21 protein-coding genes, 26 tRNA genes and 1 rRNA gene are annotated in these 25593 nt (G+C 36.9%); 5 read left to right on the forward strand and 43 right to left on the reverse strand.

Features of this window, described 5'->3' with window-relative positions; genetic code table 11:
• Positions 1 to 150 precede the first annotated feature (150 nt).
• From FHL05_RS10200 to murB, 10 genes are all read right to left on the reverse strand, one after another.
• Positions 151 to 888, reverse strand: coding sequence for a YebC/PmpR family DNA-binding transcriptional regulator (locus FHL05_RS10200; RefSeq protein WP_153386452.1), 738 nt, complete (start codon positions 886 to 888; stop codon positions 151 to 153).
• A gap of 113 nt (positions 889 to 1001) precedes the next feature.
• A complete protein-coding gene (locus FHL05_RS10205) occupies positions 1002 to 4358 on the reverse strand; it encodes a leucine-rich repeat protein (RefSeq protein ID WP_153522615.1) in 3357 nt (1118 codons plus the stop codon).
• A gap of 180 nt (positions 4359 to 4538) precedes the next feature.
• Positions 4539 to 5066, reverse strand: coding sequence for a VanZ family protein (locus tag FHL05_RS10210; RefSeq protein ID WP_153386456.1), 528 nt, complete (start codon positions 5064 to 5066; stop codon positions 4539 to 4541).
• Positions 5066 to 6661 (reverse strand): APC family permease, encoded by a 1596-nt coding sequence (locus FHL05_RS10215; RefSeq protein ID WP_153386458.1) that lies wholly within the window; start codon positions 6659 to 6661, stop codon positions 5066 to 5068. Before FHL05_RS10215 ends, FHL05_RS10210 begins: the two co-directional genes overlap by 1 nt.
• 86 nt (positions 6662 to 6747) lie before the next feature.
• The gene (glmS, locus tag FHL05_RS10220; RefSeq protein WP_153386459.1) at positions 6748 to 8559 is read right to left on the reverse strand and encodes a glutamine--fructose-6-phosphate transaminase (isomerizing); all 1812 of its coding nucleotides are present in this window, start codon (positions 8557 to 8559) and stop codon (positions 6748 to 6750) included.
• A 256-nt stretch (positions 8560 to 8815) separates the two neighbouring features.
• The gene (glmM, locus tag FHL05_RS10225) at positions 8816 to 10168 is read right to left on the reverse strand and encodes a phosphoglucosamine mutase (RefSeq protein WP_153386461.1); all 1353 of its coding nucleotides are present in this window, start codon (positions 10166 to 10168) and stop codon (positions 8816 to 8818) included.
• 21 nt (positions 10169 to 10189) lie between these two features.
• Positions 10190 to 11317: a CdaR family protein gene (locus FHL05_RS10230; RefSeq protein ID WP_153386463.1), complete on the reverse strand. Its 1128-nt coding sequence runs from the start codon at positions 11315 to 11317 to the stop codon at positions 10190 to 10192.
• Entirely contained in the window at positions 11301 to 12158 is an 858-nt protein-coding gene (gene cdaA / locus FHL05_RS10235) for a diadenylate cyclase CdaA (protein WP_153386465.1), read from the reverse strand. The genes FHL05_RS10230 and cdaA overlap by 17 nt, the downstream gene beginning before the upstream one ends.
• A gap of 73 nt (positions 12159 to 12231) precedes the next feature.
• A complete protein-coding gene (locus FHL05_RS10240) occupies positions 12232 to 14367 on the reverse strand; it encodes a cation:proton antiporter domain-containing protein (RefSeq protein ID WP_162000284.1) in 2136 nt (711 codons plus the stop codon).
• Positions 14368 to 14386: 19 nt separating this feature from the next.
• Positions 14387 to 15286, reverse strand: coding sequence for a UDP-N-acetylmuramate dehydrogenase (murB, locus tag FHL05_RS10245; RefSeq protein WP_153386469.1), 900 nt, complete (start codon positions 15284 to 15286; stop codon positions 14387 to 14389).
• A 112-nt stretch (positions 15287 to 15398) separates the two neighbouring features.
• Here murB and FHL05_RS10250 point away from each other — a divergent pair, with 112 nt between their 5' ends.
• Together FHL05_RS10250 and FHL05_RS10255 are read left to right on the forward strand one after the other, a co-directional pair.
• Positions 15399 to 16160, forward strand: coding sequence for an exodeoxyribonuclease III (locus FHL05_RS10250; protein WP_153386471.1), 762 nt, complete (start codon positions 15399 to 15401; stop codon positions 16158 to 16160).
• Positions 16161 to 16163: 3 nt separating this feature from the next.
• Positions 16164 to 16700 carry a 3'-5' exonuclease gene (locus tag FHL05_RS10255; protein ID WP_153386473.1) on the forward strand — a complete coding sequence of 179 codons (537 nt, stop codon included), beginning with the start codon at positions 16164 to 16166 and terminating at the stop codon, positions 16698 to 16700.
• Here FHL05_RS10255 and FHL05_RS10260 read toward each other — a convergent pair.
• Genes FHL05_RS10260 through FHL05_RS10275 form a run of 4 tightly spaced genes read right to left on the reverse strand, consistent with a single transcriptional unit; the run spans position 16697 to position 19298 of the window.
• A complete protein-coding gene (locus tag FHL05_RS10260; RefSeq protein ID WP_153386475.1) occupies positions 16697 to 17161 on the reverse strand; it encodes a GNAT family N-acetyltransferase in 465 nt (154 codons plus the stop codon). The two genes, FHL05_RS10255 and FHL05_RS10260, sit on opposite strands and share 4 nt — an antisense overlap.
• Positions 17158 to 17619, reverse strand: a complete 462-nt coding sequence (tsaE, locus tag FHL05_RS10265) for a tRNA (adenosine(37)-N6)-threonylcarbamoyltransferase complex ATPase subunit type 1 TsaE (protein ID WP_153386477.1) — start codon at positions 17617 to 17619, stop codon at positions 17158 to 17160. Before tsaE ends, FHL05_RS10260 begins: the two co-directional genes overlap by 4 nt.
• 15 nt (positions 17620 to 17634) lie before the next feature.
• Positions 17635 to 18603, reverse strand: coding sequence for a phosphate acetyltransferase (pta, locus tag FHL05_RS10270; protein ID WP_153386479.1), 969 nt, complete (start codon positions 18601 to 18603; stop codon positions 17635 to 17637).
• Between the two features lie 2 nt (positions 18604 to 18605).
• Positions 18606 to 19298: a uracil-DNA glycosylase gene (locus FHL05_RS10275; protein WP_153386481.1), complete on the reverse strand. Its 693-nt coding sequence runs from the start codon at positions 19296 to 19298 to the stop codon at positions 18606 to 18608.
• 83 nt (positions 19299 to 19381) lie between these two features.
• On the opposite strand from FHL05_RS10275, the gene FHL05_RS10280 reads away from it, so the two are divergent.
• The gene (locus FHL05_RS10280) at positions 19382 to 20263 is read left to right on the forward strand and encodes a Cof-type HAD-IIB family hydrolase (RefSeq protein WP_153386483.1); all 882 of its coding nucleotides are present in this window, start codon (positions 19382 to 19384) and stop codon (positions 20261 to 20263) included.
• Complete coding sequence (locus tag FHL05_RS10285) at positions 20263 to 20802, forward strand: LURP-one-related/scramblase family protein (protein WP_153386484.1); 540 nt, start codon at positions 20263 to 20265, stop codon at positions 20800 to 20802. Before FHL05_RS10280 ends, FHL05_RS10285 begins: the two co-directional genes overlap by 1 nt.
• Before the next feature lie 99 nt (positions 20803 to 20901).
• Here FHL05_RS10285 and FHL05_RS10290 read toward each other — a convergent pair whose 3' ends face one another.
• Positions 20902 to 21468 (reverse strand): GNAT family N-acetyltransferase, encoded by a 567-nt coding sequence (locus tag FHL05_RS10290; protein ID WP_153386486.1) that lies wholly within the window; start codon positions 21466 to 21468, stop codon positions 20902 to 20904.
• 264 nt (positions 21469 to 21732) lie between these two features.
• Positions 21733 to 22203 carry a TetR/AcrR family transcriptional regulator gene (locus tag FHL05_RS10295; protein ID WP_153386488.1) on the reverse strand — a complete coding sequence of 157 codons (471 nt, stop codon included), beginning with the start codon at positions 22201 to 22203 and terminating at the stop codon, positions 21733 to 21735.
• A gap of 218 nt (positions 22204 to 22421) precedes the next feature.
• Here FHL05_RS10295 and FHL05_RS10300 point away from each other — a divergent pair, with 218 nt between their 5' ends.
• Positions 22422 to 22907: a hypothetical protein gene (locus FHL05_RS10300; protein ID WP_153386490.1), complete on the forward strand. Its 486-nt coding sequence runs from the start codon at positions 22422 to 22424 to the stop codon at positions 22905 to 22907.
• Positions 22908 to 22969: 62 nt separating this feature from the next.
• Here the strand turns inward: FHL05_RS10300 and FHL05_RS10305 are convergent.
• From FHL05_RS10305 to rrf, 27 genes are all read right to left on the reverse strand, one after another.
• Positions 22970 to 23054, reverse strand: a tRNA-Leu gene (locus tag FHL05_RS10305).
• Positions 23055 to 23088: 34 nt separating this feature from the next.
• A tRNA-Cys gene (locus tag FHL05_RS10310) sits at positions 23089 to 23159 on the reverse strand.
• Positions 23160 to 23179: 20 nt separating this feature from the next.
• A tRNA-Gln gene (locus FHL05_RS10315) sits at positions 23180 to 23251 on the reverse strand.
• Between the two features lie 6 nt (positions 23252 to 23257).
• Positions 23258 to 23330 (reverse strand) — tRNA-His (locus FHL05_RS10320).
• Positions 23331 to 23348: 18 nt separating this feature from the next.
• A tRNA-Trp gene (locus tag FHL05_RS10325) sits at positions 23349 to 23419 on the reverse strand.
• Positions 23420 to 23424: 5 nt separating this feature from the next.
• Positions 23425 to 23507: transfer RNA gene (locus tag FHL05_RS10330), tRNA-Tyr, on the reverse strand.
• Positions 23508 to 23511: 4 nt separating this feature from the next.
• Positions 23512 to 23584, reverse strand: a tRNA-Phe gene (locus tag FHL05_RS10335).
• A gap of 6 nt (positions 23585 to 23590) precedes the next feature.
• A tRNA-Asp gene (locus FHL05_RS10340) sits at positions 23591 to 23664 on the reverse strand.
• A gap of 24 nt (positions 23665 to 23688) precedes the next feature.
• Positions 23689 to 23762: transfer RNA gene (locus tag FHL05_RS10345), tRNA-Met, on the reverse strand.
• Between the two features lie 27 nt (positions 23763 to 23789).
• Positions 23790 to 23879: transfer RNA gene (locus tag FHL05_RS10350), tRNA-Ser, on the reverse strand.
• A 57-nt stretch (positions 23880 to 23936) separates the two neighbouring features.
• Positions 23937 to 24008, reverse strand: a tRNA-Glu gene (locus tag FHL05_RS10355).
• An 8-nt stretch (positions 24009 to 24016) separates the two neighbouring features.
• Positions 24017 to 24104 (reverse strand) — tRNA-Ser (locus tag FHL05_RS10360).
• 8 nt (positions 24105 to 24112) lie between these two features.
• Positions 24113 to 24187, reverse strand: a tRNA-Ile gene (locus FHL05_RS10365).
• Between the two features lie 13 nt (positions 24188 to 24200).
• Positions 24201 to 24271 (reverse strand) — tRNA-Gly (locus FHL05_RS10370).
• A gap of 42 nt (positions 24272 to 24313) precedes the next feature.
• Positions 24314 to 24387: transfer RNA gene (locus FHL05_RS10375), tRNA-Asp, on the reverse strand.
• 21 nt (positions 24388 to 24408) lie between these two features.
• Positions 24409 to 24482: transfer RNA gene (locus FHL05_RS10380), tRNA-Met, on the reverse strand.
• A 40-nt stretch (positions 24483 to 24522) separates the two neighbouring features.
• A tRNA-Ile gene (locus tag FHL05_RS10385) sits at positions 24523 to 24596 on the reverse strand.
• 7 nt (positions 24597 to 24603) lie between these two features.
• A tRNA-Met gene (locus FHL05_RS10390) sits at positions 24604 to 24677 on the reverse strand.
• Positions 24678 to 24715: 38 nt separating this feature from the next.
• Positions 24716 to 24789 (reverse strand) — tRNA-Pro (locus tag FHL05_RS10395).
• Positions 24790 to 24799: 10 nt separating this feature from the next.
• A tRNA-Arg gene (locus FHL05_RS10400) sits at positions 24800 to 24873 on the reverse strand.
• A 13-nt stretch (positions 24874 to 24886) separates the two neighbouring features.
• Positions 24887 to 24972, reverse strand: a tRNA-Leu gene (locus FHL05_RS10405).
• Positions 24973 to 24986: 14 nt separating this feature from the next.
• Positions 24987 to 25058 (reverse strand) — tRNA-Gly (locus tag FHL05_RS10410).
• Between the two features lie 4 nt (positions 25059 to 25062).
• Positions 25063 to 25135 (reverse strand) — tRNA-Thr (locus FHL05_RS10415).
• Positions 25136 to 25196: 61 nt separating this feature from the next.
• A tRNA-Leu gene (locus tag FHL05_RS10420) sits at positions 25197 to 25279 on the reverse strand.
• Between the two features lie 23 nt (positions 25280 to 25302).
• Positions 25303 to 25375 (reverse strand) — tRNA-Lys (locus FHL05_RS10425).
• Between the two features lie 8 nt (positions 25376 to 25383).
• A tRNA-Val gene (locus tag FHL05_RS10430) sits at positions 25384 to 25456 on the reverse strand.
• Between the two features lie 14 nt (positions 25457 to 25470).
• Positions 25471 to 25587: ribosomal RNA gene (gene rrf, locus FHL05_RS10435) — 5S ribosomal RNA — on the reverse strand.
• Positions 25588 to 25593 lie beyond the last annotated feature (6 nt).

Below are 25593 nucleotides of genomic sequence, written 5' to 3' on the forward strand. Positions count from 1 at the left end.
TAAGCGTATCAATCTTCAAATTTTTTGGCTCCGAGCAAGCTCGTCAGCCAAATAAAAAACAGCTAGACCAATTATGATCTAACTGCTTATGTAAACTGCCATCAACTTAATTTGACGAACAGCCAAAGTTTACGGTCAATTTTTTAGAACTTATTCTTCGTCGTCACTATCTACAGCGGCTGTATAAACTTCCGAAACATCTTCATCATCTTCAAGTTGATCAATCATATGTTCGAATTGTTCTTTCTTTTCTTCTGGAACTGGTGTTGTGTTTTGAGGAATCATTGTTAATTCAGCATCAGCAATTTCATAACCCTTTTCAGTTAATCCATCACGAACAGCTGCGAATTCCTTAGCTTCTGTATAGATTTCATAAGCATCATCTGATGTTTGTAAGTCATCTGCGCCAAGATCCATGATATCCATCAAAACTGTATCTTCGTCTTGTGAATTCTTTGTACGATCTAAGACAATGTAACCCTTACGATCAAACATGTATGCAACTGAACCACTGGAACCCATACTTCCTCCGTTACGAGTAAATGCAACACGTACAGCAGAAGCAGTTCTGTTTTTGTTATCTGTCAAAGTTCTAACTAAAACTGCGACTCCACCTGGAGCATAGCCTTCGTATGTAACTTCATCATAATGTTCTTCACTGCCACCCTCAGCCTTCTTAAGGGCACGTTTAATATTGTCCTTTGGCATATTGGCTGCATGAGCTTTATCTACTATCAAACGAAGGGCAGCATTATCGTTAGGATCGGCACCACCCGATTTAGCTGCCATGAATAACTCACGAGACAACTTTTGGAAGATTTTACCACGTTTTTTATCTTGGGCACCTTTTCTACCTTGGATGTTATGCCATTTTGAATGTCCTGACATTTCTGTTTCCTTCTTTCATGATTATTGTAAACCGCATATTATTCTATCAAAATAACCATATCATTTCAATATTTGCGGCATAAATAACCACATAAAAGGAACAATTATCGTCATTAGTGACGAATCCTTCTGATATCGATTACACCTAGCGTCATCAAGCCAATTATGACACCTAGAATTTTAACAAAAATATTATCATTATTGCCTGTTTGAGGGAATGTACCTACACCTGATTCTTCATAAACTGGCTTATAGTTTTTACTTGAATTCTCATCTTGTTTTGGCACAACTAATTGAGCAGTGGACTGCTTATTACCCGGAATATAGTAAACCTTTCCAGACATGACAATATTAGGCTTATCGGCAACTGCTTGGGAAATAATTGGTTTTGCTGGTTTAGTTGATGGATTGCTTGGTATTACTGGGCTGCTTGGGTCCGTTGGATCTGTTGGATCTGTTGGATCTGTTGGATCTGTTGGATCTGTTGGATCTGTTGGATCTGTTGGGTCTGTTGGGTCTGTTGGACTTGTACTAGAACCTCCTCCAGCATTATCGCTTGCATTAATAATCAATTGAACTGTCTTTTCTTGTCCGTCTGGAGTGGTTAATTTAACATTATAAGTCCCTGCCTTAGTTAAATCTGCTTGACTTAAATCTAAACTAACATCTTGAACATCGCCATTGTCATCTGTAGAACTAGCCTGAAAATCTTCAACTGTTGGTGTTGGATCACCAAGGGTCATTGTGTAATTAGAACCATTCAATGATTTCTTGGAAGCAATAATTTGAAGATTGCCATCTTCAACTGTGAAATTGTAATTTGAATCAGCTGTAACGTTTGCCGTAATTGGGTAATCGCCAACGTCTTCGCCTGGCGTTCTTGTTAAAGTGTAATTTATCGTATCACCTGAAAAAATTCCTGTAACACTTGCGCTAAATTGAGGGTCACTATCTCCAGCATACTTCGTAGCATTGTTAATGGTAATAGTTGCATCAGCTTGATTAATTATGAATGAACCAGTACTACCTTGAGACCAATCATAGAGATTGCCCTGTTCTGTATTTGCAATATGGTTCAATCCTTGAGTAGTTAAAACCACATTATAAGTTCCAGCATTTTTAGCATCTTGATCTAGAGCTATATCTCCTGATTGTAAATTGTAAGTTGAACCATCACTTAAAGTCACATAATAATCATTTAAATCCTCAACAGACTGATTCTGACCATTATAAGTGGAGGAACTTGACCCACTTAAGTTAGCCGTGCCTTCACGCTTATACACCGTTACATTGATGGTTGTCTTTTCATTGCCATAACTATATGTAACCTGATAAACGCCTGGAGTTTGTGTATCAACAGTTCCAGTTACTGTTATTTGATCAAAAGGAACGGATGTCCCGTCTGGCGTATTGGCACTGACAAAACTATCAATTGGCGTCCAAGTACTTCCTGCAGCAACTTTGGTATCAACAACTTTAATTGAAGGATCATTTAAAACAACATCGTAAGTCCCGCTGTAACCTTTGTCTGACGCTGATGGTGCCAGTGACCAGTCAAATGTAAAACTTGTTACACCCGTAGGAATACTAAATATACCGGTTGAACTGTCATATGTAACGCCGTTACTCAAGTTTGAAACGCCTACTAATTTTTCTGTCAATAAATTCCCGATATTGATATTCAAATAATCAGAAATACTATTATGAGCGGAATCAGTAAAGATCGCAGCCAGTTCGTTAGTAGCTAAATTGGGATTATAAGTTGATTGAAAGACACTGACATCTGGAGCAATAATAGTCGATAGACGATTGTATGAAAATGCATTGCTACCAACATTTAATTCTGTAGCTGTGGTAGAAACACCATTAATTTGATTACTCATAAATGCATTTGAGCCAACAGTTGTTATAGTACTTGGGAATACTAGTGTACCTTCTATTTTATTGTAAGCAAAAGCCGATTCGCCGATACTTTTGAGGTTATTTCCAAAAGTCAAATTAGTAATCTGGTCTCCTGCAAAAGCTTGTTCTCCAATTGTGGTCGTACTATCTGGAATAGTCAAACTACCGGAAACTCCTGAATATTCAAAAGCACCGTCACCAATGCTGGCTAAGTTATTAGCTTTTGAAAAATCTAAGTTTGTCAAAGCCCCATCATAAGTGAAAGCATTGTTACCAATTGAAAGTAAGCCAGCACCAAAATTAATTGAATTTAATTTATCATTTGATAAAAAGCTTTGATTTCCAATTGTTTGCAAGCTATCAGGCAATTTTACATCCGTTATAGAAACGTCATAGCCAAAAGCAGTATCACCGATACTAATTAAATTCTCATTATTGCTCAGATCAACGCTGCTTAACTTAGTATCGCTACAAAATGCTTGATTCCCAATTGTTTTAAGAGCTGTATCTTTAGAAAAGTCAACATTAGTTAAATTATCATTATAAATAAAAGCATTATTGCCCAAAGTTGTTAAATTAGCGGGTAAAGTAATATTTGTTAAGGCCTTATTAGCGAAGAAAGCATCCTCGCCAATTGAAGTTACTGAATCTGGCAAACTAACGTTTGAAATTTGGTCGCCAGCAAAAGCTTGACTTCCGATTGTTTGTAAAGTCTTATTATCCGATAAGTCAACTGAAGTAACACTTGAATAGCCAAAAGCTCCGTCGCCGATACTTGTAACGCCGTTATTGATTTTGACCGAAGTTACATTCGAATTTGCATAAAAAGCATTATTACCAATGCTTGTAACGGTATAGTTCGTAGCTGGGGTTGAATTATCATTACTTGTTACGGTAATCGTTGGTGGAATATTGACAGAAGTTCCAGTGTAATTATCATTTATTGCTGTCAAGGTTGCTTCATTAGTTGTATCATCTGTACTCCAAGTAAAATTATTAGCATCAGTATAACTAGCATCTGAAGTGATTGTATTAGCAGTCGTATCGACAGGTTTTAGAGTCGTTGCCGTTGACGCATCTGTGCTTGAAGTTGGCGTTTGATCCGTTGTTGTTGATGTTTGCGTTGTACCGGTATTTGGTATTTGTGCACTAGTCGACGTCGCTGTAGCTGTTGTTGGTGATACTGGTGAAGTGGTTTGATTATTTGTTGTATCTGTCGTTGTATTCGTTAAATCACTCGTAAGACCAGTAATAGAGCTATTTGAGACATCAGCTGTTGAAGTTGCATTGGTAGTTGTATCAGATGCAACTGTTTCTTTATCACTATTATTTGTTGTAGAATTCGTTGATGAATCTGAAGTATTAGCAGTTTTTTCAGTATCAGTTGATACCGAAGCTTGATTGTTATTGTTGTTGTTTTGCGTATCAGGCGTCACAGTGGTAGTACCATCTGTTGCAGCGTGGGCAATTTCTTGATGTGCCATTGTGGTTCCTAATCCCAAAGTTACAGCTGTACCAGCAGCAATTAGCAATTCCTTTTTATTAATTATCATTTTTCTATTTGTCATATTAATAAGCCGTCCTTACTGGGATCAATCCAAAAAGATGTTTATACATCTCAATAAATATAATACAACATTTTCAATATTTTCCAACTATTTACTTAATAAAATATACTGATAGTCTGTTAAATTTCTTATACCAAAAAAAAGACATGGTAATCATTTTTGATTATCATGTCTTTTCATTCAAAATTTATAATTTAATTTATTTTCATGCTTACTTACTAAATACAAAACCAGAATAATAATTAATATACCAGTAATTGCACCGCTACTATCTAAAATGACATCAACTACAGAAGGCGTCCTACCACCAGTCAGTCCTTGATGAAATTCATCAAAAGCTGCCAATCCAGTAGTTGTCATCCATGGAATGAATAATTGTAAGACAAGGTTCTTTTCAAAATAAAGATATAAAGCCAAACACAACAAAATCCCCAAAACAAAATAAGTTCCAAAATGAGCTCCCTTACGAATAAAGAACTCTACGAAATTATAATACCCATCATTTGAAAGAGATTGTTGTTTTCCACCATAACGAAAGCTAATTGTCTTCAAAAAATTTGATAGAGGCTTTCCTTTTAAATATTTTTCCAAAAATGGCACTGAAGTTTGTTCTTCATAAGTCATAGAGGAACTGTAAAATAATATCAATTCAACTAAAACAATTCCACTCCAAAACCATTTCCTATTTTTTTGAAGAAATCTTACCATTAATCATCATCCATATGAACAGTATCGTTTAAATCTTTAGCATCATCAAAATAGCCAGAGTAGTAATGAGAATTGATTGCCCAATAATACATTACAGTTGAGAAAATAATAATTGCTAAGAAGTCTAATGGGTATTTAACTATGTTGGCTCCACCGAATTGTGAACTACCAATCCAGGAAATAAGCGATAGACCGACCAAGTGAACAATTAACCACAAGCTGGCATACAACTTCTGTTTAAATTCTCTAAAGCCACGACGGTAATCGTAAATAAAGTAAATTGGTAAACCAACAATAATAATTCCAATAACTTCTACAGTTGTTGGGAACATTGACCAATAAATAGCCAAACTGATCAAATCGAAGACAATTGGACCTAAGATGTGCATCCCTTTAATTTTTGTTGAACGTCTCAAATTAGGACCCATTTTCCGCAAGCTTCCTGCAACCACTGGACCTGATAATAGTGAAATCAAGGTTGAAGCGGCAACCACTCGAGACAAGAGTGACCAATTTTTAAACATTAAAACTAAAAGGAAACTAACAACACAGTTGACCAATAGAGCAACTCTTGGTGTGTTGTATTTATTATCGGATTTACCCAAGAACATTGGCAAATGCTTATTCTTAGGCATTGATGACAATGATTTACTTGCTGAAGAAGCAAAAGCAATTCCACTACCAATAGGTGAAATAAATGCAGCAAAGTAAATTAAAGTCGATAGCCAATAAATATTCAACAAAATTGCCAAATTGGCAAATGGTGAATTGAAACTAATATGGGACCAACCTGCATTGATAATTGATTTAGGTAAAGCACCAATAAAGACTATTTGTAAAGCAATGTAAATTAAAGCACTAATCAATAACGATAAAATAATTCCACGACGGATATTAACTGAAGGCTTATTGATATCATTTCCCAAGTTAATCACCGTCTGAAAGGCAACATAGGAATAAATAATACCAGCACTACCAATGGCTACGAAAATTGAAGCAGTACCATTGGGCATGAATTCTTGTGCCGAACTTCCTAGATTTCCTAAATCAAAATGGGCTGCAACTAAGGCAACCATTGTTATTAATGGAACAACTATTTTTAAAACCGAAATAAAATTATTGAACTTGGCCATTAAAGTAACTGACCCATAATTTATTAACGTAAATACAATAATCATGACCGCGGCCATCATAATACCTTGTGCCGTTAATTGACCGCCCTTCATGAATCCGTGCATCCATTCAGCCCATTTCCAAGGCCAAGTACTCATATATTGAGTCGCTGCAACAGCTTCAATTGGTAAAATTGCTAAAAGCGATATCCAGTTCGCCCAAGAAAAGATGTGACCCAAAAGCGATCCATGCGTATACATGGTGAAACGGCTCATGGCTCCTTCTTCAGGGAACATCGTTCCGATTTCGACGTAAACCATCGCAATCATTGCTACTAAGAGTGCTCCCACAATCCAGGATATAATTGCTGCCGGACCAGCTATTTGTGCTGCTTGACTCGAACCAAACATCCACCCAGACCCAACAATAGCGCTAAGTCCGAACATAACTGTCGAAAACAAATTTAATTTTTTATCCCTCATAAAACCACCAATCTTTGATTTTTTGTAATAAATAAAAAATAGCCTCTATCTCAGAGACTATTGTATAACTATTACTCTCAAAAAGGCTACTCTACTGTCACGCTTTTTGCAAGATTTCTAGGTTTATCAACGTCATTACCACGTGCAAGGCTTGCGTAGTAAGCGATTAACTGAGCTGGGACCACACTGATGATTGGTGATATCAATTCATCAATTTCAGGGATAATAATTTGATCCGTTGGTTCAGCATATTTTTGACTAGCAATCACTAAAACATGGGCACCACGTGCTTCAACTTCTTGAATATTTCCACGAGTATGACTTGCGCCAACACCATCATTGACATATGCCAAAACTGGAGTGTTCTTCTCAATCAAAGCAATTGTTCCATGCTTCAATTCACCAGCTGCAAAGCCCTCTGCGTGGATATAAGAGATTTCCTTCAACTTCAAGGCTGCTTCAAGTGCTAGAGCATAATCGATTCCACGGCCGATATAGAAGGCATCTTTTTGATCTGTTAAATAGTCAGCTGTTAAATCTTTGATTTTACTCTTTTCATCGACAATCGTTTGAATTCCATTAGCAGCTAATGCTAATTGTTCCTTGACGTTGAAATCTTTTCCACTTTGTAATCCTTTAGCTTCGCCCAATGCTTTAGCCAAAACAGCTTCAACAGCGATTTGGGCCGTATAAGCTTTAGTTGAGGCTACGGCAATTTCAGGTCCAGCTAGCAATTCCATTGTGTAAGTTGCTTCCCTTGAAAGAGTTGAATTAGCAACATTAGTCATTGTTAAGCTTGGTAAATTCATCTTGTTGACCTTAACTAAGACTTGGCGACTGTCAGCTGTCTCACCACTTTGTGATAAGAAAATGAAGAATGGATGCTTGGATAGTTTTGGCATGTGATAACCAAACTCGCTTCCTAATTCAACATCAACTGGAATATCAGCAACTCTTTCAAAAATATTTTTACCAACTAGTCCAGCGTGATAACTTGTCCCAGCGGCAACGATATACAGACGGTCTGCTTTTTTCATTTCATCTAAAAGATCTTGCTCAACATTCAAGCTACCATCATTATTCAAATAATTTTGAGAAATTCTTCTCATAACGCTTGGTTGTTCATCAATTTCTTTTAGCATGTAGTGATCATAAGTTCCTTTGGAAATATCACTGGCATCAATGTTAACGGTATATGAATCTCTCTTAACTGGAGTTCCATCAATTTTACTAATCTTAACAGAATTCTTTTCCAAAATAACCACTTCGCCATCGTGAATCTCCACAAATTCATGTGTTTGGTCAAGCATGGCCATAGCATCAGAACAAATGACATTAAAGCCATCACCCAATCCAATCAACAATGGACTTTTATTCTTAGCCACGAAGATACGATCAGGTTCTTCTTTATCCATCATAGCGAAAGCATATGAACCCTTGATAAGTCCTAAGGCTTTTCTAAATGCGGCTTCGCCATCTAATCCTTCTTTAGCAAAGCGGTCAACAAGTTGTACAGCAACTTCTGTATCAGTCTGACTCTTAAAATCAACATCAGATAAATATTTTTCTTTTAATTCTTCATAATTTGTTAAAACACCATTGTGTACTAAATAAAAACGGTTATCCTCTGAAAAATGAGGGTGAGCATTTTCAATGGTTGGCTTACCGTGTGTTGCCCATCTAGTATGTCCAATACCTGCAAGTCCTTGAACGTCACTTGTAACCGCATTCTCCAACTTGCTAATTTTACCAACTTCTTTAACCAAGAAATCTTTACCATCTTGATTATTTACATAAATACCGGCTGAATCATAACCACGGTATTCAAGTTTTTCTAATCCATTTAACAAAATATCAGTTGTTTTATTATTTCCAATTACTCCGACAATTCCACACATAGTAAATTCAAGCCTTTCTCAATTGGTCTAGTTTATTTATTTTAAATTGGTATAGCTTATTTGAACTGTACCTATCACCTCGTGACAACGACAAGAATACTAATAAAGGCTTTTTTTGTCAAGAAAATTTTAACATTTTTAATAAATGGTATAGTTGGTATACACCGATATTGGAAATTGGTATATAACTTATATATCATTAAGAGATAAAAAAAGGAGAACCGGAATTTATCCGATTCTCACTTTATTTTTTATATTAAGCTAATTCTTTTTTAACAACATCGACAATCTTGTCACAGTACTCATTAACTTTTTCCTCAGTAGCAGCTTCACACATAACACGTAGTAAAGCTTGTGTGCCACTAGGACGTACTAAGACACGACCATCCCCATCCATTTCATCTTCAACAGTTTTAATAATGTCGAGGATTGGTTGGTGTTGTTTCCAGGAATTCTTATCAGCCACTGGCACATTAACTAATTTTTGTGGGTAGACTTTAACAGGCTCACCCAATTCAGCTAATGACTTGCCAGTTTCTTTCATAACATGTAGCAAGTGAATACCAGTCAACATGCCATCTCCAGTATTCATGTACTCATATAAAACAACATGTCCTGATTGTTCTCCACCGATGTTGTAATTGTTTTCGCGAATTTGTTCAACAACGTGACGGTCACCGACGGCTGTTTGAACGGACTTCATTCCGTTAGCTTCGATAGCTTTATACAAGCCAAGATTACTCATAACAGTAGTTACGATTGTATCCTTCTTTAAACGGCCACCATCGTGAAGATATTTACCAAGAATGAACATGATTTTATCGCCATCAACGATATTTCCATCAGCATCAACAGCAATACAACGATCTCCGTCACCATCAAAAGCTAATCCGGCAACAGCATCTGATTCCTTAACACGCTGTGCTAATTGTTCAGGATGCGTTGAGCCAACATTCTTATTAATATTTATTCCATCTGGATGTGAAGCCATGATGTCGAAGTCAACATTCAAGTCAGCAAACAAAGTGCTTGCTAAACGACTAGTTGAGCCATTGGCAGTATCCAAAACAATCTTCATGCCACTTAAGTCATCTGAAAGAGTTTGCTTTAAGAATTGAAGATACTTTTGAGCACCTTCAGGATAATCTGAAACGCTACCTAATCCTTCAGCAGAAGGTCTTGGTAGAGTATCTTCTTTAGCGTCCAATAACTCCTCGATTTCTTCTTCAACTTCATCTGCTAATTTGTAACCATCAGAACCAAAGAATTTAATTCCGTTATCTTCAGCAGGATTATGTGAAGCTGAAATCATAATTCCGGCATCAGCAGATACCGCACGGATTAAATATGCAACAGCTGGAGTAGTAATAACATCAAGGTCTAAAACTTCGATACCAACTGAAAGAAGTCCAGAAATTAAACTTGATTGCAACATTTGGCCAGAAATACGTGTATCTCTAGCAACAAGAACACGAGGACGTGAATCATTGTCTTCTGAATGTTGAGTTAAAACATAGCCACCAAATCTACCTAATTTGAATGCTAATTCTGGACTTAATTCCTTATTTGCAATACCTCTTACTCCGTCTGTTCCAAAATATTTTGTCATGAAAAATTTACCCCCAGCGTATTATTGTTCGCTATTATTGTCATTTGTCGAATTATTATCTGATGAATCAGTCGCATTATTATCATTATTGTTGGTGTTGTCATCATCATCATTATTATTATTATTTGTATTATTAGTACTGTTATTGTTGGTGTTATTGGTGCTAGTACTATTCGACGAATTACTATTGGTTGTTGAACCAGTATTGATCGTCACATCAATAGTATCCGGATCTGTATATGCCACTTTACTTCCCAAAACATCGCTTAGATTAATCGTCTTCTTGGTATTTCCGGTCACATCGCTAACATCAACTGGAACATCAATTGAATCTTCAATTGCATCCATTTGATCCTGTGTACCAAAAATTCTAATGTTTTTCACATCAGATTCAACTGTGAAATTCGTGTTCGATGAATTTCCCTTAGCTTTAAGATTAATACTTACTTGTTTACTTTGAATCGTAATTGGAATTTTTACATGAACCGTTTGAGGATCCAATGTGACATTTACTGTTTTACCATTTTTATCCAATGCTTGCACTAAAACTTCTTGATCAAAGTTCGATTTAATTCCCTTAGGTAAAATCGGCTTGACGACCACTTTGTCTATTTTTTCAATCTCAGATGCAGCACCAGTAACTGTCACAGTATCAGGAGAAACTTCAGTTTTACCTGCTTCGTAACCTGTAGCTAATGAGTTTTTATTGTAATCAACATCAACATCAAACTTTTTTGTTTCTCGTTTTTGAATATTTACTGTGACATATTTTGGCTTAATAATATAAGTCAGTTCACTATTGAGTCCTGACTCTTTAATTTGTACCCGATGTTGTCCAACGGACAAATCTTTTAAATTCAAATAAAGATTAAAATTTTGGGTATTTTTTGTCGCGGTAACTAAAGCAGATGGTCCTTCAATAGTTATCTTAACGTTTTCTGGGTATCCTGTAATGTAGTACTTATCAGCATCAGCTTGTAACTGTAAAGGTACGCTTATCGTAGCCTTTTTCGTTACGGTTGATGTATTGGACTGATTAGAATTTCTAGTCGTCCCAACTCCCGGAGTACTGACAAAATAAAATAACCAAAGGGCACAACAGAGGGCGATAAATGCATAAAAATAATTGCTATTAATTATCTTTTTCATTTTGGTCCCCTCTCTTCTTATGTCCAATCTTGAAGAAATCAAGCAGAGTATGATTATTGCTTTGATCAGGATCTTTTAATTGTGCGTGAAGATACTTCAAATAATCTTCTCGAGACAGATCAAGCATCATATGACCATTTCTTGTAATCATCACGCCACCAGTTTCTTCAGAAACAACTATGGTGATAGCATCCGTAACTTCACTAATACCCACAGCAGCCCGGTGTCTGGTCCCTAACTCTTTAGGAATCGTATTGCTTTCTGATAAAGGCAAGTAAGCAGCAGCAACAGAAATTCGATTATTTCGAACTATTACTGCACCATCATGCAATGGCGTATTCGGAATGAAAATATTGATTAACAAAGCTCCAGTAACTTCGGCATCCAAATCAATTCCAGTTTCAACGTACTCTTCCAAACCAGTATTCATTTCCAAAGTTATCAAAGCACCAATACGACGCTTACTCATGTACTGAATCGCCTGATCGAGACTTTCTATCAGGTGATTTTTAGTTTTACCTTCTTCATTGCTCGTTGAACTGAATAGCGGCATTCGTCCAAGATGTTCCAGCCCACGTCTAATTTCTGGTTGGAAAATTATCACGATAACAATAATTCCCCAATTTATCAACTGGTCCATTAAAAATGAAACAGTATGTAGATTTAGAGCCCAACTGACCAGCTTTATTATAAAAATAATGATAATTCCTTTTAAAAGCTGGACCGCTTTAGTTCCGCGTAGCATTGACAGAACTTTATACAAAAAATACCAGACTACCAAGATATCAACCAAGTTAGCCAGATTCTGCCACGTAAAAATATTACTTGGTATAAGATTCATTTTCTTTACTCCTTAGCAGTTCGAATTAATTATAACAAACAATAAAAATTATAAAAGTTCATTATAAAGGTGTTTAATCGACATCCATATTTATGACTTCTTCACTATAATTGATATTTTGTCTTAATTCATTGGCAGTTGCCTTGCTAACTTTGCCTTGTTCTAACATGTCTTGCACAAAAGCTCGTTGATAACTTAAGGCTTTGATTTCTAATGCCATTCGATCGCTACTGAATTGTGGCGAACGACCACGATATCTTCCTTCTAATAACTCAAGGCGATCCTCATAGTGACGTTGGAAAATATAAATTAAGTTGTCTGTAAACTCTTCATGCTCAGATTCATTCAACTCTTGCAGTTTCTCAAGAGCCTTTTTAGCACCGGCAATTGAAATTTTAATTGAATCTTGATTCATTTGTTTAATATCATCGTACTTCACTGAACGATAAATCCAGCGTCTAATCTGTTGAAAGGTCCTTCTAAAATAATTATAGAAGAATTCAACAGTCGAATTGTATCGACGATGAACAATCTCTTTTTTATACTTAGCAATCTTTCTAGTTGCAACATCGTAAGAATCATCTGAAATATCGTGATTGGTATATAATTCTTCAACTGCATCTAACTCGCAATTAAAGCATATATCCCAAAGTTCAGCATCCTTCTTACCCTTAACACGTCGCTTACTGATTTGACGAGTAATAACTTGTGTATTAGTATTACGAACACCCATATTCCGAATATCATATAAGTATTCGGCAATAACTGACGAATAGACAGCAGGAACGCCATCATCCATTTCGTTACGAAGCTTCTTAATCGTTTTTTCTAAGACCAAGCGATTGGCTTCTTTTTGAGTAAATTCAATTGGCGTTATATCCTCATCATCGTCGTCATCATCATTATCCATATCATCTTTATCAGACATGAAAGTATTGCCACGATAAGCGACCGGTGCACTACTTTTAGTTAACAATGGAATTATAATTGTTGCTCCTAATAAACTAAAAACAATCACAGCACTCGCTACGAATAACAACAACGTTCTGGAAGGAAACGGAGCGCCACCCTTGATAGTCATAGGTATCGACAAAGCGGCAACCATCGTAACGGCGCCACGAACTCCAGAAATCCCTGACATCAAACAGTCGTACAACCTAGTCTTTGACCAAATCGTGACTTTTCCAGCCCCATTGTTGGAAAAAGTCGTATAGATATAGCTCCAAACAAAACGAATCACGACTAACATAATCCAGATAATAAAGGCTAGTATCGTTGCATAAAAAGTATTGATATTGTCGTTGTGAACTAATTCTTCCATCGCAAACGGAATTTCAATTCCCAAAAGAACAAAGACAATCCCATTTAGTACATAAACTACTAAATCCCAAGTTCTAGATGTAACCAATCTAATTTCAGGCGTAAAGGAACTTATATTCCTGCTTGAAGTGATATTCAAAATACCGGCAATAACGACCGCTACAACACCAGAAACATCAAAAATATCTTCAGCAACATAGTAAATAATAAATGGCAAGATGATTTGAATTATCGCATGCAATATCGAATCATCCACACCTTGATTGATCAAATACAATCTAATTCCATTAAAGATCCAAATCATTACAGCACCAACTAAAGCTCCCACAATAGAAATGTGGAAGAAATCAATCGTCGCATTTTGCAATGAAAAAGCGCCAGTTACCGTCGCTGCTACACCATATTTAAAGCAAATCAAACCGGATGCATCGTTAATTAAACTTTCGCCACTGATCAAATGCATCAATTTATCTGGTATATGAGCTTTTTTAGCAATCGACTGAACAGCAATTGGATCTGTCGGAGACAAAACGGCCACTAACGTAAAAGCAGTAGCCCATGGTAAACTTGGTATCAAAAACTTCACGAAAACGCCACCTACCAAGGTTGAAATAATAACTAAAACAATGGCATTTCCTAAAATTGGACCTTTTAATTTCCAAAGTTCTCGCTTGGGAAAATTATTCCCATCATTAAATAGAATTGGAGCAATAAATGCTAATAAAAACCAATCTGTATCGACACTAACTCTTACATGCATAAATAAAGCCGCCAAAACTCCAGCAGCAATCTGAAGTAAACTTGGTGGTATCGACACAAAGTAGTGACTTATGATATTAGCAATAATTAATAGTGATAGAATCAAAATAATTGATTCAACTATTTCCACAGACAACACCTACCGTTCTTTAATTTTTGTCTTCACCAATAATGCGAACTTCTGTGTGCAGTTCAACATCAAATTTCTCTTTAACAGTCTTTTGAATCAAATGAATCAGGTTCATATAGTCTGTTGCTGTCGCGTGCTTGACATTAACGATAAAACCAGCATGCTTCATCGAAACTTGAGCTCCACCGACCATTTTTCCTTGAAGTCCAGCTTTGATAATTAAAGGACCGGTGAAATGTCCCTTTGGACGTTTAAAGACGCTACCACAAGAAGGATATTCTAGCGGTTGCTTGGAACGTCTTAAACCATTTAGACGATCCATCTCTTCCTGGATAGCATCCTTATTACCACGTTTCAAACTAAAAGTAGCACTTATTACGATGCCACCATCGTCTTGAACTGTACTATGACGATAGCCAAAGTCCATATCTTCATGATTCAAAGTTGTTATATGACCATCTGGCAATAAAACTTCTGCCGAATCAAAAACATCCTTGATTTCACCACCGTAAGCTCCGGCGTTCATAAAGACAGCTCCTCCGACACTACCAGGAATTCCAGCTGCAAACTCGATACCAGTCAAACCAGCTTTTTGTGCTGCAATAGTAGTATCAATAATCGTAGCACCTGCTTCAGCGGTAACTTTAGTTTCAGAAACTTCGATTTTATGGAAATTAGGTAAGATTATAACGATGCCACGGATGCCGCCATCCTTAATAATCAAATTACTAGCGTTGCCAATAATTGTTATAGCTACCTTATTTTCACGCGCTGTATCAACAATTTCCACTAACTCCTCACGAGTTTTAGGAAAAGCTAGCACATCAGCATTGCCACCTGTTTTAGTAAAAGTGTACTTGCTTAAGGGTTCATCTAGCTTAAATTCAATATTAGGTAATTTTTCAACTGGAAAATTCAATTTTCATCATCCTTCATATAACTAAGACTTACCTATAATTTTATCACATAGAGCGGTACTTAACGAACTAACTACTATTACAAAAATGCTATAATTATTTCGAGGTGATTATATGAAACTTATTTCTTGGAATGTTAATGGATTGCGTGCCGTCGTTAGAAAAGATTTCGCTGATACTTTTAAAGATTTGAACGCTGATATCTTTAGTATTCAGGAAACTAAATTACAAGAAGGTCAAATCGATTTAGATTTGCCAGGTTATCATCAATATTTCTTCTATGCTAAGAAGAAAGGTTACTCAGGAACAGCTATCTTCACTAAAAAGGAACCCTTGAACTTCACTCAAGGACTAAATGTTGAAGAGTTCGATGATGAAGGACGTACGATTACATTAGAATTCCCTGACTTTTATCTAATCAACAGCTATACTCCAAATTCTCAACCCAAACTAAAGCGTCTTGAATATCGGATGCGTTATGACGATGCTTTACGCAAATATATGTTAGAATTATCAACCAATAAACCAGTCATCCTTTGTGGTGATTTAAATGTTGCCCATGAAGAAATGGATTTGAAAAACCCTAAGACTAACCACAAGAATCCAGGATTTTCAGACCAGGAACGTGAGAAGTTTACTGAACTATTAGATAGTGGTTTCATCGACAGCTTTAGAAAGTTGCATCCCGATGAAATCAAATACTCATGGTGGAGCTATCGTTTCAATGCTCGTAAAAACAACGCTGGTTGGAGAATCGACTATTTCGTCGTTTCTGACAACGGTCAAAAATTAATTCAAAATGCCGATATTTTAAATGACATTTATGGTTCTGACCATTGTCCAATTGAATTAGATTTAAACATTAAAGGAGAGTAATCAATGAACTTCGTTTCTATGGATTTTGAAACTGCCAATGGTCACCGGACAAGCGCATGTTCTTTAGCCTTAGTTCTAGTCCGCGACAGCCAAATTGTCGACAGTTTTTACACACTGATCAATCCACAAGAATATTTCAGTCCAAGAAATATCCAAATTCACCATATTCGTCCCCAAGACGTTTCCGACGCACCGACTTTTGATCAAGTTTGGCCCCATATACAGCCACTCTTCGATAATAGTCACTTAGTTGCTGCTCATAACGCTAGTTTTGATAACAGTGTCTTAAAGAACACGTTAACAAACTACGGAATTATGGCTCCAAAATACTTAACCATCGACACTTTAAGAACCAGCCGAAAATTTTATCCACAATTTCCTAATCATAAACTGAATACTGTTTCCGAGAATTTAAATATTGATTTAAGAAATCACCACAATGCTTTGGCAGATAGTGTCGCTTGTGCAGAAATCCTCTTAAGAACAGAACAGGAATTTGGTACAGAACAAATAAAAAAGATGGTTAAGCTTACCAGCTAAACCATCTTTTTCATTACTAAAGTTTTTTCTTTTTCTGACTCAACTGCAAAACCATATTTTTGATAAATATGAATTGCAATTGAGTTATTTTTATATACTTCTAAAAATATTTCATTCAAGGGCGAATCTAACGCCCAGTTCAATGTATCTTCTAATAAATATGAGGCAATCCCGTTGTTCCAAAATTCTTTATCAACAACAACGCCAAATTCGGCTTTTTTATCATCATAATTTTCCACACGACAATAACCGATAATCTCACTGTCAAAAACAGCTACGATCATCTCATCATAATCCGATTGATAAATTGCATCAAGGGCAACCTTTTCTTCTTCGACTGTGACATCCTTCATCTCATCAAAGGTAATGAAATCAGACTGCTGACTCACTTTTTTTAAAAAGGTCAATAAAGATTTTGCATCAGGGGGAATTACTTCTCTTAATGTCATTTGTTCACTCATACTAACTCTCCAAAACCACGTTCATTGAATTTGTCGCCGTGAAGTTTGAATTCAACCTGACGTTTTGTATCAGATAATCGTTTGATGTTAATGGAAATATGCTCCGTAGGAATTTCATCCTTAATAAACTGGGGCCATTCGACCACTGTAATGCCATCACCATTAAAATATTCATCAAAGCCTAAATCTTCATCAGGACTGCTTTCTAAGCGATATGCATCCATATGATAAAGAGGAATCTTTCCATCCTTATACTCACGAATCAAAGTAAAAGTTGGACTTTTGACATTTCGTTTAATACCTAACCCTCTAGCTAAACCACGAGTTAGAGTTGTTTTGCCAACGCCAAGGTCGCCATTGAGAACTATAACATCCCCGGCCCTTAGAAGTTTGGCAAGTTTTTCACCCAATTTTTCCGTATTCTCATACGAATCAGTCGTTAATTGATATTCGAGCATAAGTTCTCCTTAATTCTAGAGTCCTAAGGCAGCTGTTAAAATTGCTGACTTATAGACATCTTCTTCATTACAACCACGTGATAAGTCAGAAATAGGTTTAGCAAGTCCTTGTAAAATAGGTCCAATAGCTTCAAAGCCACCAAGTCTTTGCGCAATCTTGTAACCAATATTACCTGATTGAAGGTCTGGGAATACGAAAACATTGGCATGTCCAGCAACTTTTGAATCGGGTGCTTTTTGAGCTCCAACGCTTGGGACTACCGCTGCATCAAATTGTAATTCGCCATCAAGAGCCAAATCAGGTGCTAATCCTTTTGCAATCTTTGTTGCTTCTGCAACTTTTGTTACTTCATCACTTTTGGCACTGCCTTTAGTTGAGAAACTAAGCATAGCAACTTTTGGATCAATATCAAATAATTTTGCATTTTTGGCCGTTTGAACAGCAATTTCAGCTAATTCTTGGGCATCGGGATTGATATTGATTGCACAATCAGCAAACATATAACGTTCTTCACCTTTTTGCATAATGAAAGAACCACTGATACGAGAATTGCCAGGTGCTGTTTTAACAATTTGCAAAGCTGGGCGAACTGTATCACCAGTTGAATGGATAGCGCCAGAAACCATTCCGTCAGCTTTATCCATATAAACCAACATTGTTCCAAAATAATTATTATCTAGCAACATTGTTTGAGCTTGTTCTTTAGTATTCTTACCCTTACGACGTTCAACAAATTTTTCCACCATTGCGTCAAAATCAGCATACTTTTTAGGATCGATAACTTCAATGTTAGAAATATCGAAAGATTTTTCACTAGCAATCTTAGATATTTGATCTTCGTTACCAATTAAAATAGGCTTCAAAATATTTTCTTTAACTAGTCGAGTTGCGGCACCGAGAATTCTAGGTTCTTCACCTTCAGGAAAAACAATTGTTAAATTTTTCCCATTAATTTTACTTTTAAGGCTTTCAAATAAATCCATTACTATTCCTCCGTTTCATCGGCATGTTCAGGTAATTGCCAATTGATTTCTTCTTCATTATAGTTTAAAAGTGCTGCGTTTGCTTTAGAAAATGGTTTTGAGCCAAAGAAACCATAACGTGCTGCAAATGGACTTGGATGGGTCGACGAAATAATCGTATTCTTTGTTTCATCGATTAAAGGTATCTTACTCTTAGCAGCGTTGCCCCATAGGATGAAAACAACCTTGCCACGATTGGATAAAGCTTTAATCGCATAGTCAGTCAATTCTTCCCAGCCTTTACCTTTGTGAGAGTTAGCTTGTCCTCTTCTAACAGTTAAAACAGAGTTTAGTAGTAAAACCCCTTGCGTAGCCCAAGATTTCAAATAACCATGATTTACAGGCGTACATCCCAAATCATCTTGCAACTCTTTATAAATATTGCGTAATGAAGGCGGAATCGTAACCCCAGGAGCTACGGCAAAACTGCAGCCAATAGCTTGATTAGGTTCGTGATAGGGATCTTGCCCTAAAATGACCACTTTAGTTTTTGAAAAAGATGTCCAATCAAAAGCCTGATAAATTTTATGCATCTCTGGATAAATAGTTTGCGTGTTGTACTCATTTACAAGAAATTCGCGAAGTTTTTCATAATATGGCTTATCAAATTCGCTATTCAAAACATCTTGCCAATCGTTGTTTATTAAGGTTTTCAAATTTACACCTACCTGTTTTGATATATAATCACATAAACTATGGTAACATTCACATATAGCATAACGCACTCGGAAGGAATTTTATGATCAAATTAATTGCATCCGATATGGATGGCACTTTACTGAATGACAAAATGGCAATTTCGGACCGTAACATTGAAGCAATCAAAAAAGCCCAAAAAGCTGGCATTGAATTTTTAATTGCTACAGGACGTGGCCTTGATGAAGCTAAGCCATTCTTGAGAGACCAAGTACACCCAGGTTACATTACCTTAAATGGTGCTGAGGTTTTCAATGAAAAAGAGGAACTTATTTCTAGCAATCCTATTTCTGAAAAATCAAAAAATGAAGTCGTTAAATACTTCCATAAACACAATCTATACTTTGAAGTAATCACTAATAAAGGAATTTTTTCTGACGATGAAGAATTGCGTGTATCAAGTTTAGCTGAATTGTTAGTTAAATTGAATCCTACAACAACTTATGAACAAGCAATGGAAGATACTTTGGAACGTGTTAAATTGACGCCAATGAAATTTGTTGACAGTTATGATGACATCTTCAATGATAAAACTTATAAAATCATGAAACTAATTGCCTTCAGTAAAGACGAAGGCAAAGTTTTAAAACCACTTAAACAAGAAATTGATGAAAATATCAAAGATGTCGTTGTAACCTCATCTTCACCTAATAACGTTGAAATAAATAGCGTGGACGCTCAAAAGGGAATCGCCCTCTTACAATATGCCAAAAGTATGAACATCTCACCAGAAGAAACCATGGCTATTGGTGACAACTTAAATGATGCTTCAATGATAAAAAGTGCTGGAGTTGGTGTCGCCATGGCAAATGCTATTCCTGAAATTAAAGAAATAGCTCAATATTCAACTGATAACAACGTCAATGATGGTGTTGCACAAGTCATTGAAAAAGTTATTGAAAAGGCTAATCAACAGGCCAATTGATGAATCTTTATATTCGAAAAGCTGATTTGGCAGTCGGTAATATTCTTGTTATAACTAACCAAAGTAAAGAAACAATGTTTATTGCGGGACGTGATAAGAATAATCCCTTTTTAATCAAATTATATAATCGCTTAAATACGTTAATTGGTGAAATCAAATTAAAAAATAATTTTTTGAAAATTTATTCAATCGAAATTAATGGCGAAGAAAAAGCTACAATTAATGCTTTACCAATGATTGATTTAAAATTTGTATATTTAAGTAAGGCTAATTGGAGTGTCAAAGGCAATTTAGTTGAATCAAATTACCATGTAACACAAAGTGGCAAGGAAATTATTCAAGTTCAGCCTACAATTCTCTATCAAGGACATCTTGGCCTAGAAATGTCATTCGACAATCTCGACGATGGCCCAATGGGAACCTTATTAGCAATTTTTCTTGATAAATACATTAAATTACCAACAATAGCTCCTAAGGCGGATTTAAATAATTTTGTGAAATCCAAAACACCTTATTTGAATAATTTTAAAAACAAATAAAAGCGGACTAAATATGACCGTTTCAAAACTGGTTAAGACTGTTGATGAATAATCAATGGTCTTTTTTTAGCGCATTTTGAAATTGCATTTTAGTTCGCTTTATTTTGTTAAATCATATTGCATGTGATCATACAAATGACTTCCGATATATAATTGTCCTACTTTTTTGAAGCCCGTTTTATCGTAAACATGTTTGGCAGCCTCATTGGTGACATCAACATTAAGACTTAGAATCTTTTCTCCCCGTTTTTTTACAACATCAATAAATTCTTCCATTGTCTTAGTACCAATACCTTTACCTTGGTATTCTGGAGCAATCGCAAATGAATCTAAATACCATTCGCCTGGCCAAGCCTCTTTATCATTAAATAAGTTATTTTCTTTAATACCATGTTTATGCATGATTTTAATCAATGGTGCATCGATATTATCTTCTAATTCCTCAGGATATCCGACCATAATAGCAACCACTTTACCATCAATTTCATTGACAAGAATATTTTCAAGACCATAACGATAACCAGGTTGGAAGAAACCTTCTTTAATAACTTCAGCCATCTTTTTATCGCCAACTTCTTTAAAAACATCTAATTCCATTTCGTCAAAGATTTGGAAGAGAATTGGCAAAATCTGATCTGCATCCTCTTTTCTCGCATATCTTAACATTTCTTCACCTCAGTTATATATGATACATGTTTTACTTATAATCTCAAATTTAGTCGGGAAAATACAAAAAGCAATGATTAACTTTAGACAATCATTGCTTTTGCATATATAAAATAAACACTGTTTTCCCCTTTTTTATTTTGTAGCCGTCGTTCATCTGACTACTTCTATATAATAACTGAATAATTTCTCTTTTAATATGTACACTTTTCTGAAAATGTTCAAAATTTGAACACTTTTTCTATTTTGTAAAGAAAATCATTTTCAATAGGTTTGCAATTGCTCAATCACCAACCTAGTCTCCAATTCTAAATTAGATTCAAACCACATAGTTAGAACATGGATGAATCCACCGACAATAAAGTGATTCGGCAAGGTTATCTCATTCTTATATTCTGATAATTGCTCATTAAAAATTTTGATTAAATAATTCTTGCGATTAAGATCTCTCGTTAAATAATAAAGGTTTAGGCAAAAAGTTTTATTTTCTGAAATAAACGAAATGAATTCACTTATTAAATCTTCAAATGACTGACTATTCTGTAATACTTCTTGCAAAATTATTTGATTAAAAACTTCTTTATAAACGTCGTCAATGCAATCAAAGTAATAATAAATGGTTCCTCGACTAACTCCTGAACTTTTCGATAAACTTGTTAGCGTAAATCGTTTAATCCGTTTCGCTGATAACTCTTGATAAACGGTTTGAATTAAATGCTTACTAGCAAGTCTCATGGCGAACTCCTCCTTTTATTTTGTTTGGTAATAATAACAAAGACAACAAATTTTTAATACCAAATCTGAACGATTTTTCAATTTAATTTTTTATATAAATTGACTTTCTAATAAATAAAACACTAAATGTTATTAATATTTAGCTATGCATATGACTGCTAAAATCAATATCACTGGTTTTATAATTATCGTCCAAAGAGATAAAATGGAGGGATTTTATGAATCGTAAAAGAATCGCATTATTGACGGGTTTAACGGTGCTAACTACGGCGATGATAAATACAGCTAATCCATTAAAAAGAAGCTTTACAGACGAGATTGATGCTTCTTCAAGTCAAGAAGAAGTTAAACCAAAAAAGAAATACCCAAATGCTTCAAAGGAACTTGATTTAACATCTACTGAACAATATTCCAGCAAGAGTCTATTTATGAACATTACTCTGAATGACTTTTATATTAAAGATTTAGGAATAGACAGCAATCGAAACTACCATTTGTTGCTAGCGCCTATAAAGACTAGTAATCAATATTTCTTAGTTACCCTCTATTCCGATAAAAAGATCAAAAAACATACTAAAATAACCATTCAAGGGTTCTTAAATGGCAAAAGTAAAGTTAATTCTGAAGATATCGATGCTGGAATCAATCCAAAGTTTCTCGATAAAACAGTTGTTACCATGATGGCTGATCGAATACTATCTTGATTTTAAGATACAAAAAAACCGAATGTCTATTCAACATTCGGTAATTACTTGATTACATATAATACCGGTGATCGGGGTCGAACCGATACTCCTTATACAGGAACAGGATTTTGAATCCTGCGCGTCTGCCAATTCCGCCACACCGGCATATCTCTATGCCTGATTATTTGAGCATAACCAAAGGCGGTAACCGGATTTGAACCGGTGATGAAGGTTTTGCAGACCTCTGCCTTACCACTTGGCTATACCGCCATATTCAATTATTACAGCAATTGGGTTAGCTGGATTCGAACCAGCGCATGATGGAGTCAAAGTCCATTGCCTTACCGCTTGGCTATAACCCAATAAAGGGCGGTATGTGGGAATCGAACCCACGTGTGTCGGTACCACAAACCGATGTGTTAACCACTTCACCAATACCGCCATGATAAAAGGTAGAAACAGGGATAGTAGGAATTGAACCCACACCGACGGTTTTGGAGACCGTAGTTCTACCTTTAAACTATATCCCTAAATATGGAGGGGAGTGGATTCGAACCACCGAACCCGAAGGAGCGGATTTACAGTCCGCCGCGTTTAGCCAGACTTCGCTACCCCTCCAAAATGGCGCGGGACGGAATCGAACCGCCGACACATGCAGCTTCAATGCATTGCTCTACCGACTGAGCTACCGAGCCATTTAACGGTCCCTGCGGGAATCGAACCCGCGATCTCCTGCGTGACAGGCAGGCGTCCTAACCAACTAGACCAAGGAACCAAATATTTAATTATTTAAAACCAATTGCGGGAGAAGGATTTGAACCTCCGACCTTCGGGTTATGAGCCCGACGAGCTACCAGACTGCTCCATCCCGCGATAATAAAAAATGAATCTCATATTTGAAGGAGGATGTGGGATTCGAACCCACGCGCCGCTTTCGCGACCTGACGGTTTTCAAGACCGTTCCCTTAAGCCGGACTTGGGTAATCCTCCATAGCTTAAAAAGTTAAAGCTTATACAATTGTGTAACTATTGATGAATTAACATCAATGACCCGTACGAGATTTGAACTCATGTTACCGCCGTGAAAGGGCGGTGTCTTAACCACTTGACCAACGGGTCATATTAAACGGAGAAGGAGGGATTTGAACCCTCGCGCCGCGTTAGCGACCTACACCCTTAGCAGGGGCGCCTCTTCAGCCACTTGAGTACTTCTCCAGACATAGTGGGCCTAAATGGACTTGAACCATCGACCTCACGCTTATCAGGCGTGCGCTCTAAACCAGCTGAGCTATAGGCCCATAACAGTGGCAAAGCGGGTGACGAGAATCGAACTCGCGACAACAGCTTGGAAGGCTGTGGTTTTACCACTAAACTACACCCGCATAATACCTGCGACATCTCTTAACAAGCGTAATGCTTATTAACGGTCCCTGCGGGAATCGAACCCGCGATCTCCTGCGTGACAGGCAGGCGTCCTAACCAACTAGACCAAGGAACCAATTAAAAATTACAAAACTAATTGCGGGAGAAGGATTTGAACCTCCGACCTTCGGGTTATGAGCCCGACGAGCTACCAGACTGCTCCATCCCGCGATAATATTATTAATTATTAACCAGAGTCCATACAAAACGATGGACCCTGTAGGACTCGAACCTACGACCGAGCGGTTATGAGCCGCCTGCTCTAACCAACTGAGCTAAAGGTCCGGAAGAATAGCGGCGAAGGGGATCGAACCCCCGACCTCCCGGGTATGAACCGGACGCTCTAGCCAGCTGAGCTACACCGCCAAAAACTATTACATAAAACCGACAAACAATTTTGTCTATCGGGAAGACAGGATTCGAACCTGCGACCCCCTGGTCCCAAACCAGGTGCTCTACCAAGCTGAGCCACTTCCCGAAAAAACTAATGCACCCAGTAGGAGTCGAACCTACAACCTTCTGATTCGTAGTCAGACACTCTATCCAATTGCGCTATGGGTGCATATTCATTATAGTGCCGAGGACCGGAATCGAACCGGTACGGTAATTACTTACCGCAGGATTTTAAGTCCTGTGCGTCTGCCAGTTCCGCCACCCCGGCGTTACTATAATGAAAGCGGAAGACGGGATTCGAACCCGCGACCCCCACCATGGCAAGGTGATGTTCTACCACTGAACTACTTCCGCATTATGCCGACTAGAGGATTCGAACCTCCGACCCCCTGTTTACAAGACAGATGCTCTGCCAGCTGAGCTAAGTCGGCATAAAAACAATACTTTCATATCTTACTAAATGTTACTCAATATTGCAACAACAATATTGAATACGGGTGAAAGGACTTGAACCTTCATGTCCAAAGGACACTAGAACCTAAATCTAGCGCGTCTGCCAATTCCGCCACACCCGCATGGTGTGTATATATGTTGCAAATGAGCCGTGACAGGTTCGAACTGTCGACCCTCTGATTAAAAGTCAGATGCTCTACCAACTGAGCTAACGGCTCATGATGAATGGAGGATACAGGGATCGAACCTGTGACCTCCTGCTTGTAAGGCAGATGCTCTCCCAGCTGAGCTAATCCTCCATCATAATGAAACAGCGTGGCAGCTCCCTATCCTCGCGGGTAGTTTCCCACCAACTACTTTCGGCGCGGAGAAGCTTAACTTCTGTGTTCGGCATGGGAACAGGTGTATCCTTCTCACTATCGCCACCACACTATTT

It is taken from the genome of Companilactobacillus halodurans (assembly GCF_009600995.1).
Taxonomy (GTDB): domain Bacteria; phylum Bacillota; class Bacilli; order Lactobacillales; family Lactobacillaceae; genus Companilactobacillus; species Companilactobacillus halodurans.

Coding starts and splice junctions, on each gene's coding strand:
- FHL05_RS10280 (WP_153386483.1), top strand. CDS start 19,382: ATGATCAAATTAATTGCATCCGATATGGATGGCACTTTACTGAATGAC.
- FHL05_RS10215 (WP_153386458.1), bottom strand. CDS start 6,661: ATGAGGGATAAAAAATTAAATTTGTTTTCGACAGTTATGTTCGGACTT.
- pta (WP_153386479.1), bottom strand. CDS start 18,603: ATGGATTTATTTGAAAGCCTTAAAAGTAAAATTAATGGGAAAAATTTA.
- FHL05_RS10290 (WP_153386486.1), bottom strand. CDS start 21,468: ATGTTAAGATATGCGAGAAAAGAGGATGCAGATCAGATTTTGCCAATT.
- FHL05_RS10230 (WP_153386463.1), bottom strand. CDS start 11,317: ATGAAAAAGATAATTAATAGCAATTATTTTTATGCATTTATCGCCCTC.
- glmM (WP_153386461.1), bottom strand. CDS start 10,168: ATGACAAAATATTTTGGAACAGACGGAGTAAGAGGTATTGCAAATAAG.
- FHL05_RS10250 (WP_153386471.1), top strand. CDS start 15,399: ATGAAACTTATTTCTTGGAATGTTAATGGATTGCGTGCCGTCGTTAGA.
- FHL05_RS10285 (WP_153386484.1), top strand. CDS start 20,263: ATGAATCTTTATATTCGAAAAGCTGATTTGGCAGTCGGTAATATTCTT.
- FHL05_RS10210 (WP_153386456.1), bottom strand. CDS start 5,066: ATGGTAAGATTTCTTCAAAAAAATAGGAAATGGTTTTGGAGTGGAATT.
- FHL05_RS10255 (WP_153386473.1), top strand. CDS start 16,164: ATGAACTTCGTTTCTATGGATTTTGAAACTGCCAATGGTCACCGGACA.
- FHL05_RS10300 (WP_153386490.1), top strand. CDS start 22,422: ATGAATCGTAAAAGAATCGCATTATTGACGGGTTTAACGGTGCTAACT.
- FHL05_RS10295 (WP_153386488.1), bottom strand. CDS start 22,203: ATGAGACTTGCTAGTAAGCATTTAATTCAAACCGTTTATCAAGAGTTA.
- FHL05_RS10260 (WP_153386475.1), bottom strand. CDS start 17,161: ATGAGTGAACAAATGACATTAAGAGAAGTAATTCCCCCTGATGCAAAA.
- FHL05_RS10200 (WP_153386452.1), bottom strand. CDS start 888: ATGTCAGGACATTCAAAATGGCATAACATCCAAGGTAGAAAAGGTGCC.
- FHL05_RS10205 (WP_153522615.1), bottom strand. CDS start 4,358: ATGACAAATAGAAAAATGATAATTAATAAAAAGGAATTGCTAATTGCT.
- glmS (WP_153386459.1), bottom strand. CDS start 8,559: ATGTGTGGAATTGTCGGAGTAATTGGAAATAATAAAACAACTGATATT.
- cdaA (WP_153386465.1), bottom strand. CDS start 12,158: ATGAATCTTATACCAAGTAATATTTTTACGTGGCAGAATCTGGCTAAC.
- tsaE (WP_153386477.1), bottom strand. CDS start 17,619: ATGCTCGAATATCAATTAACGACTGATTCGTATGAGAATACGGAAAAA.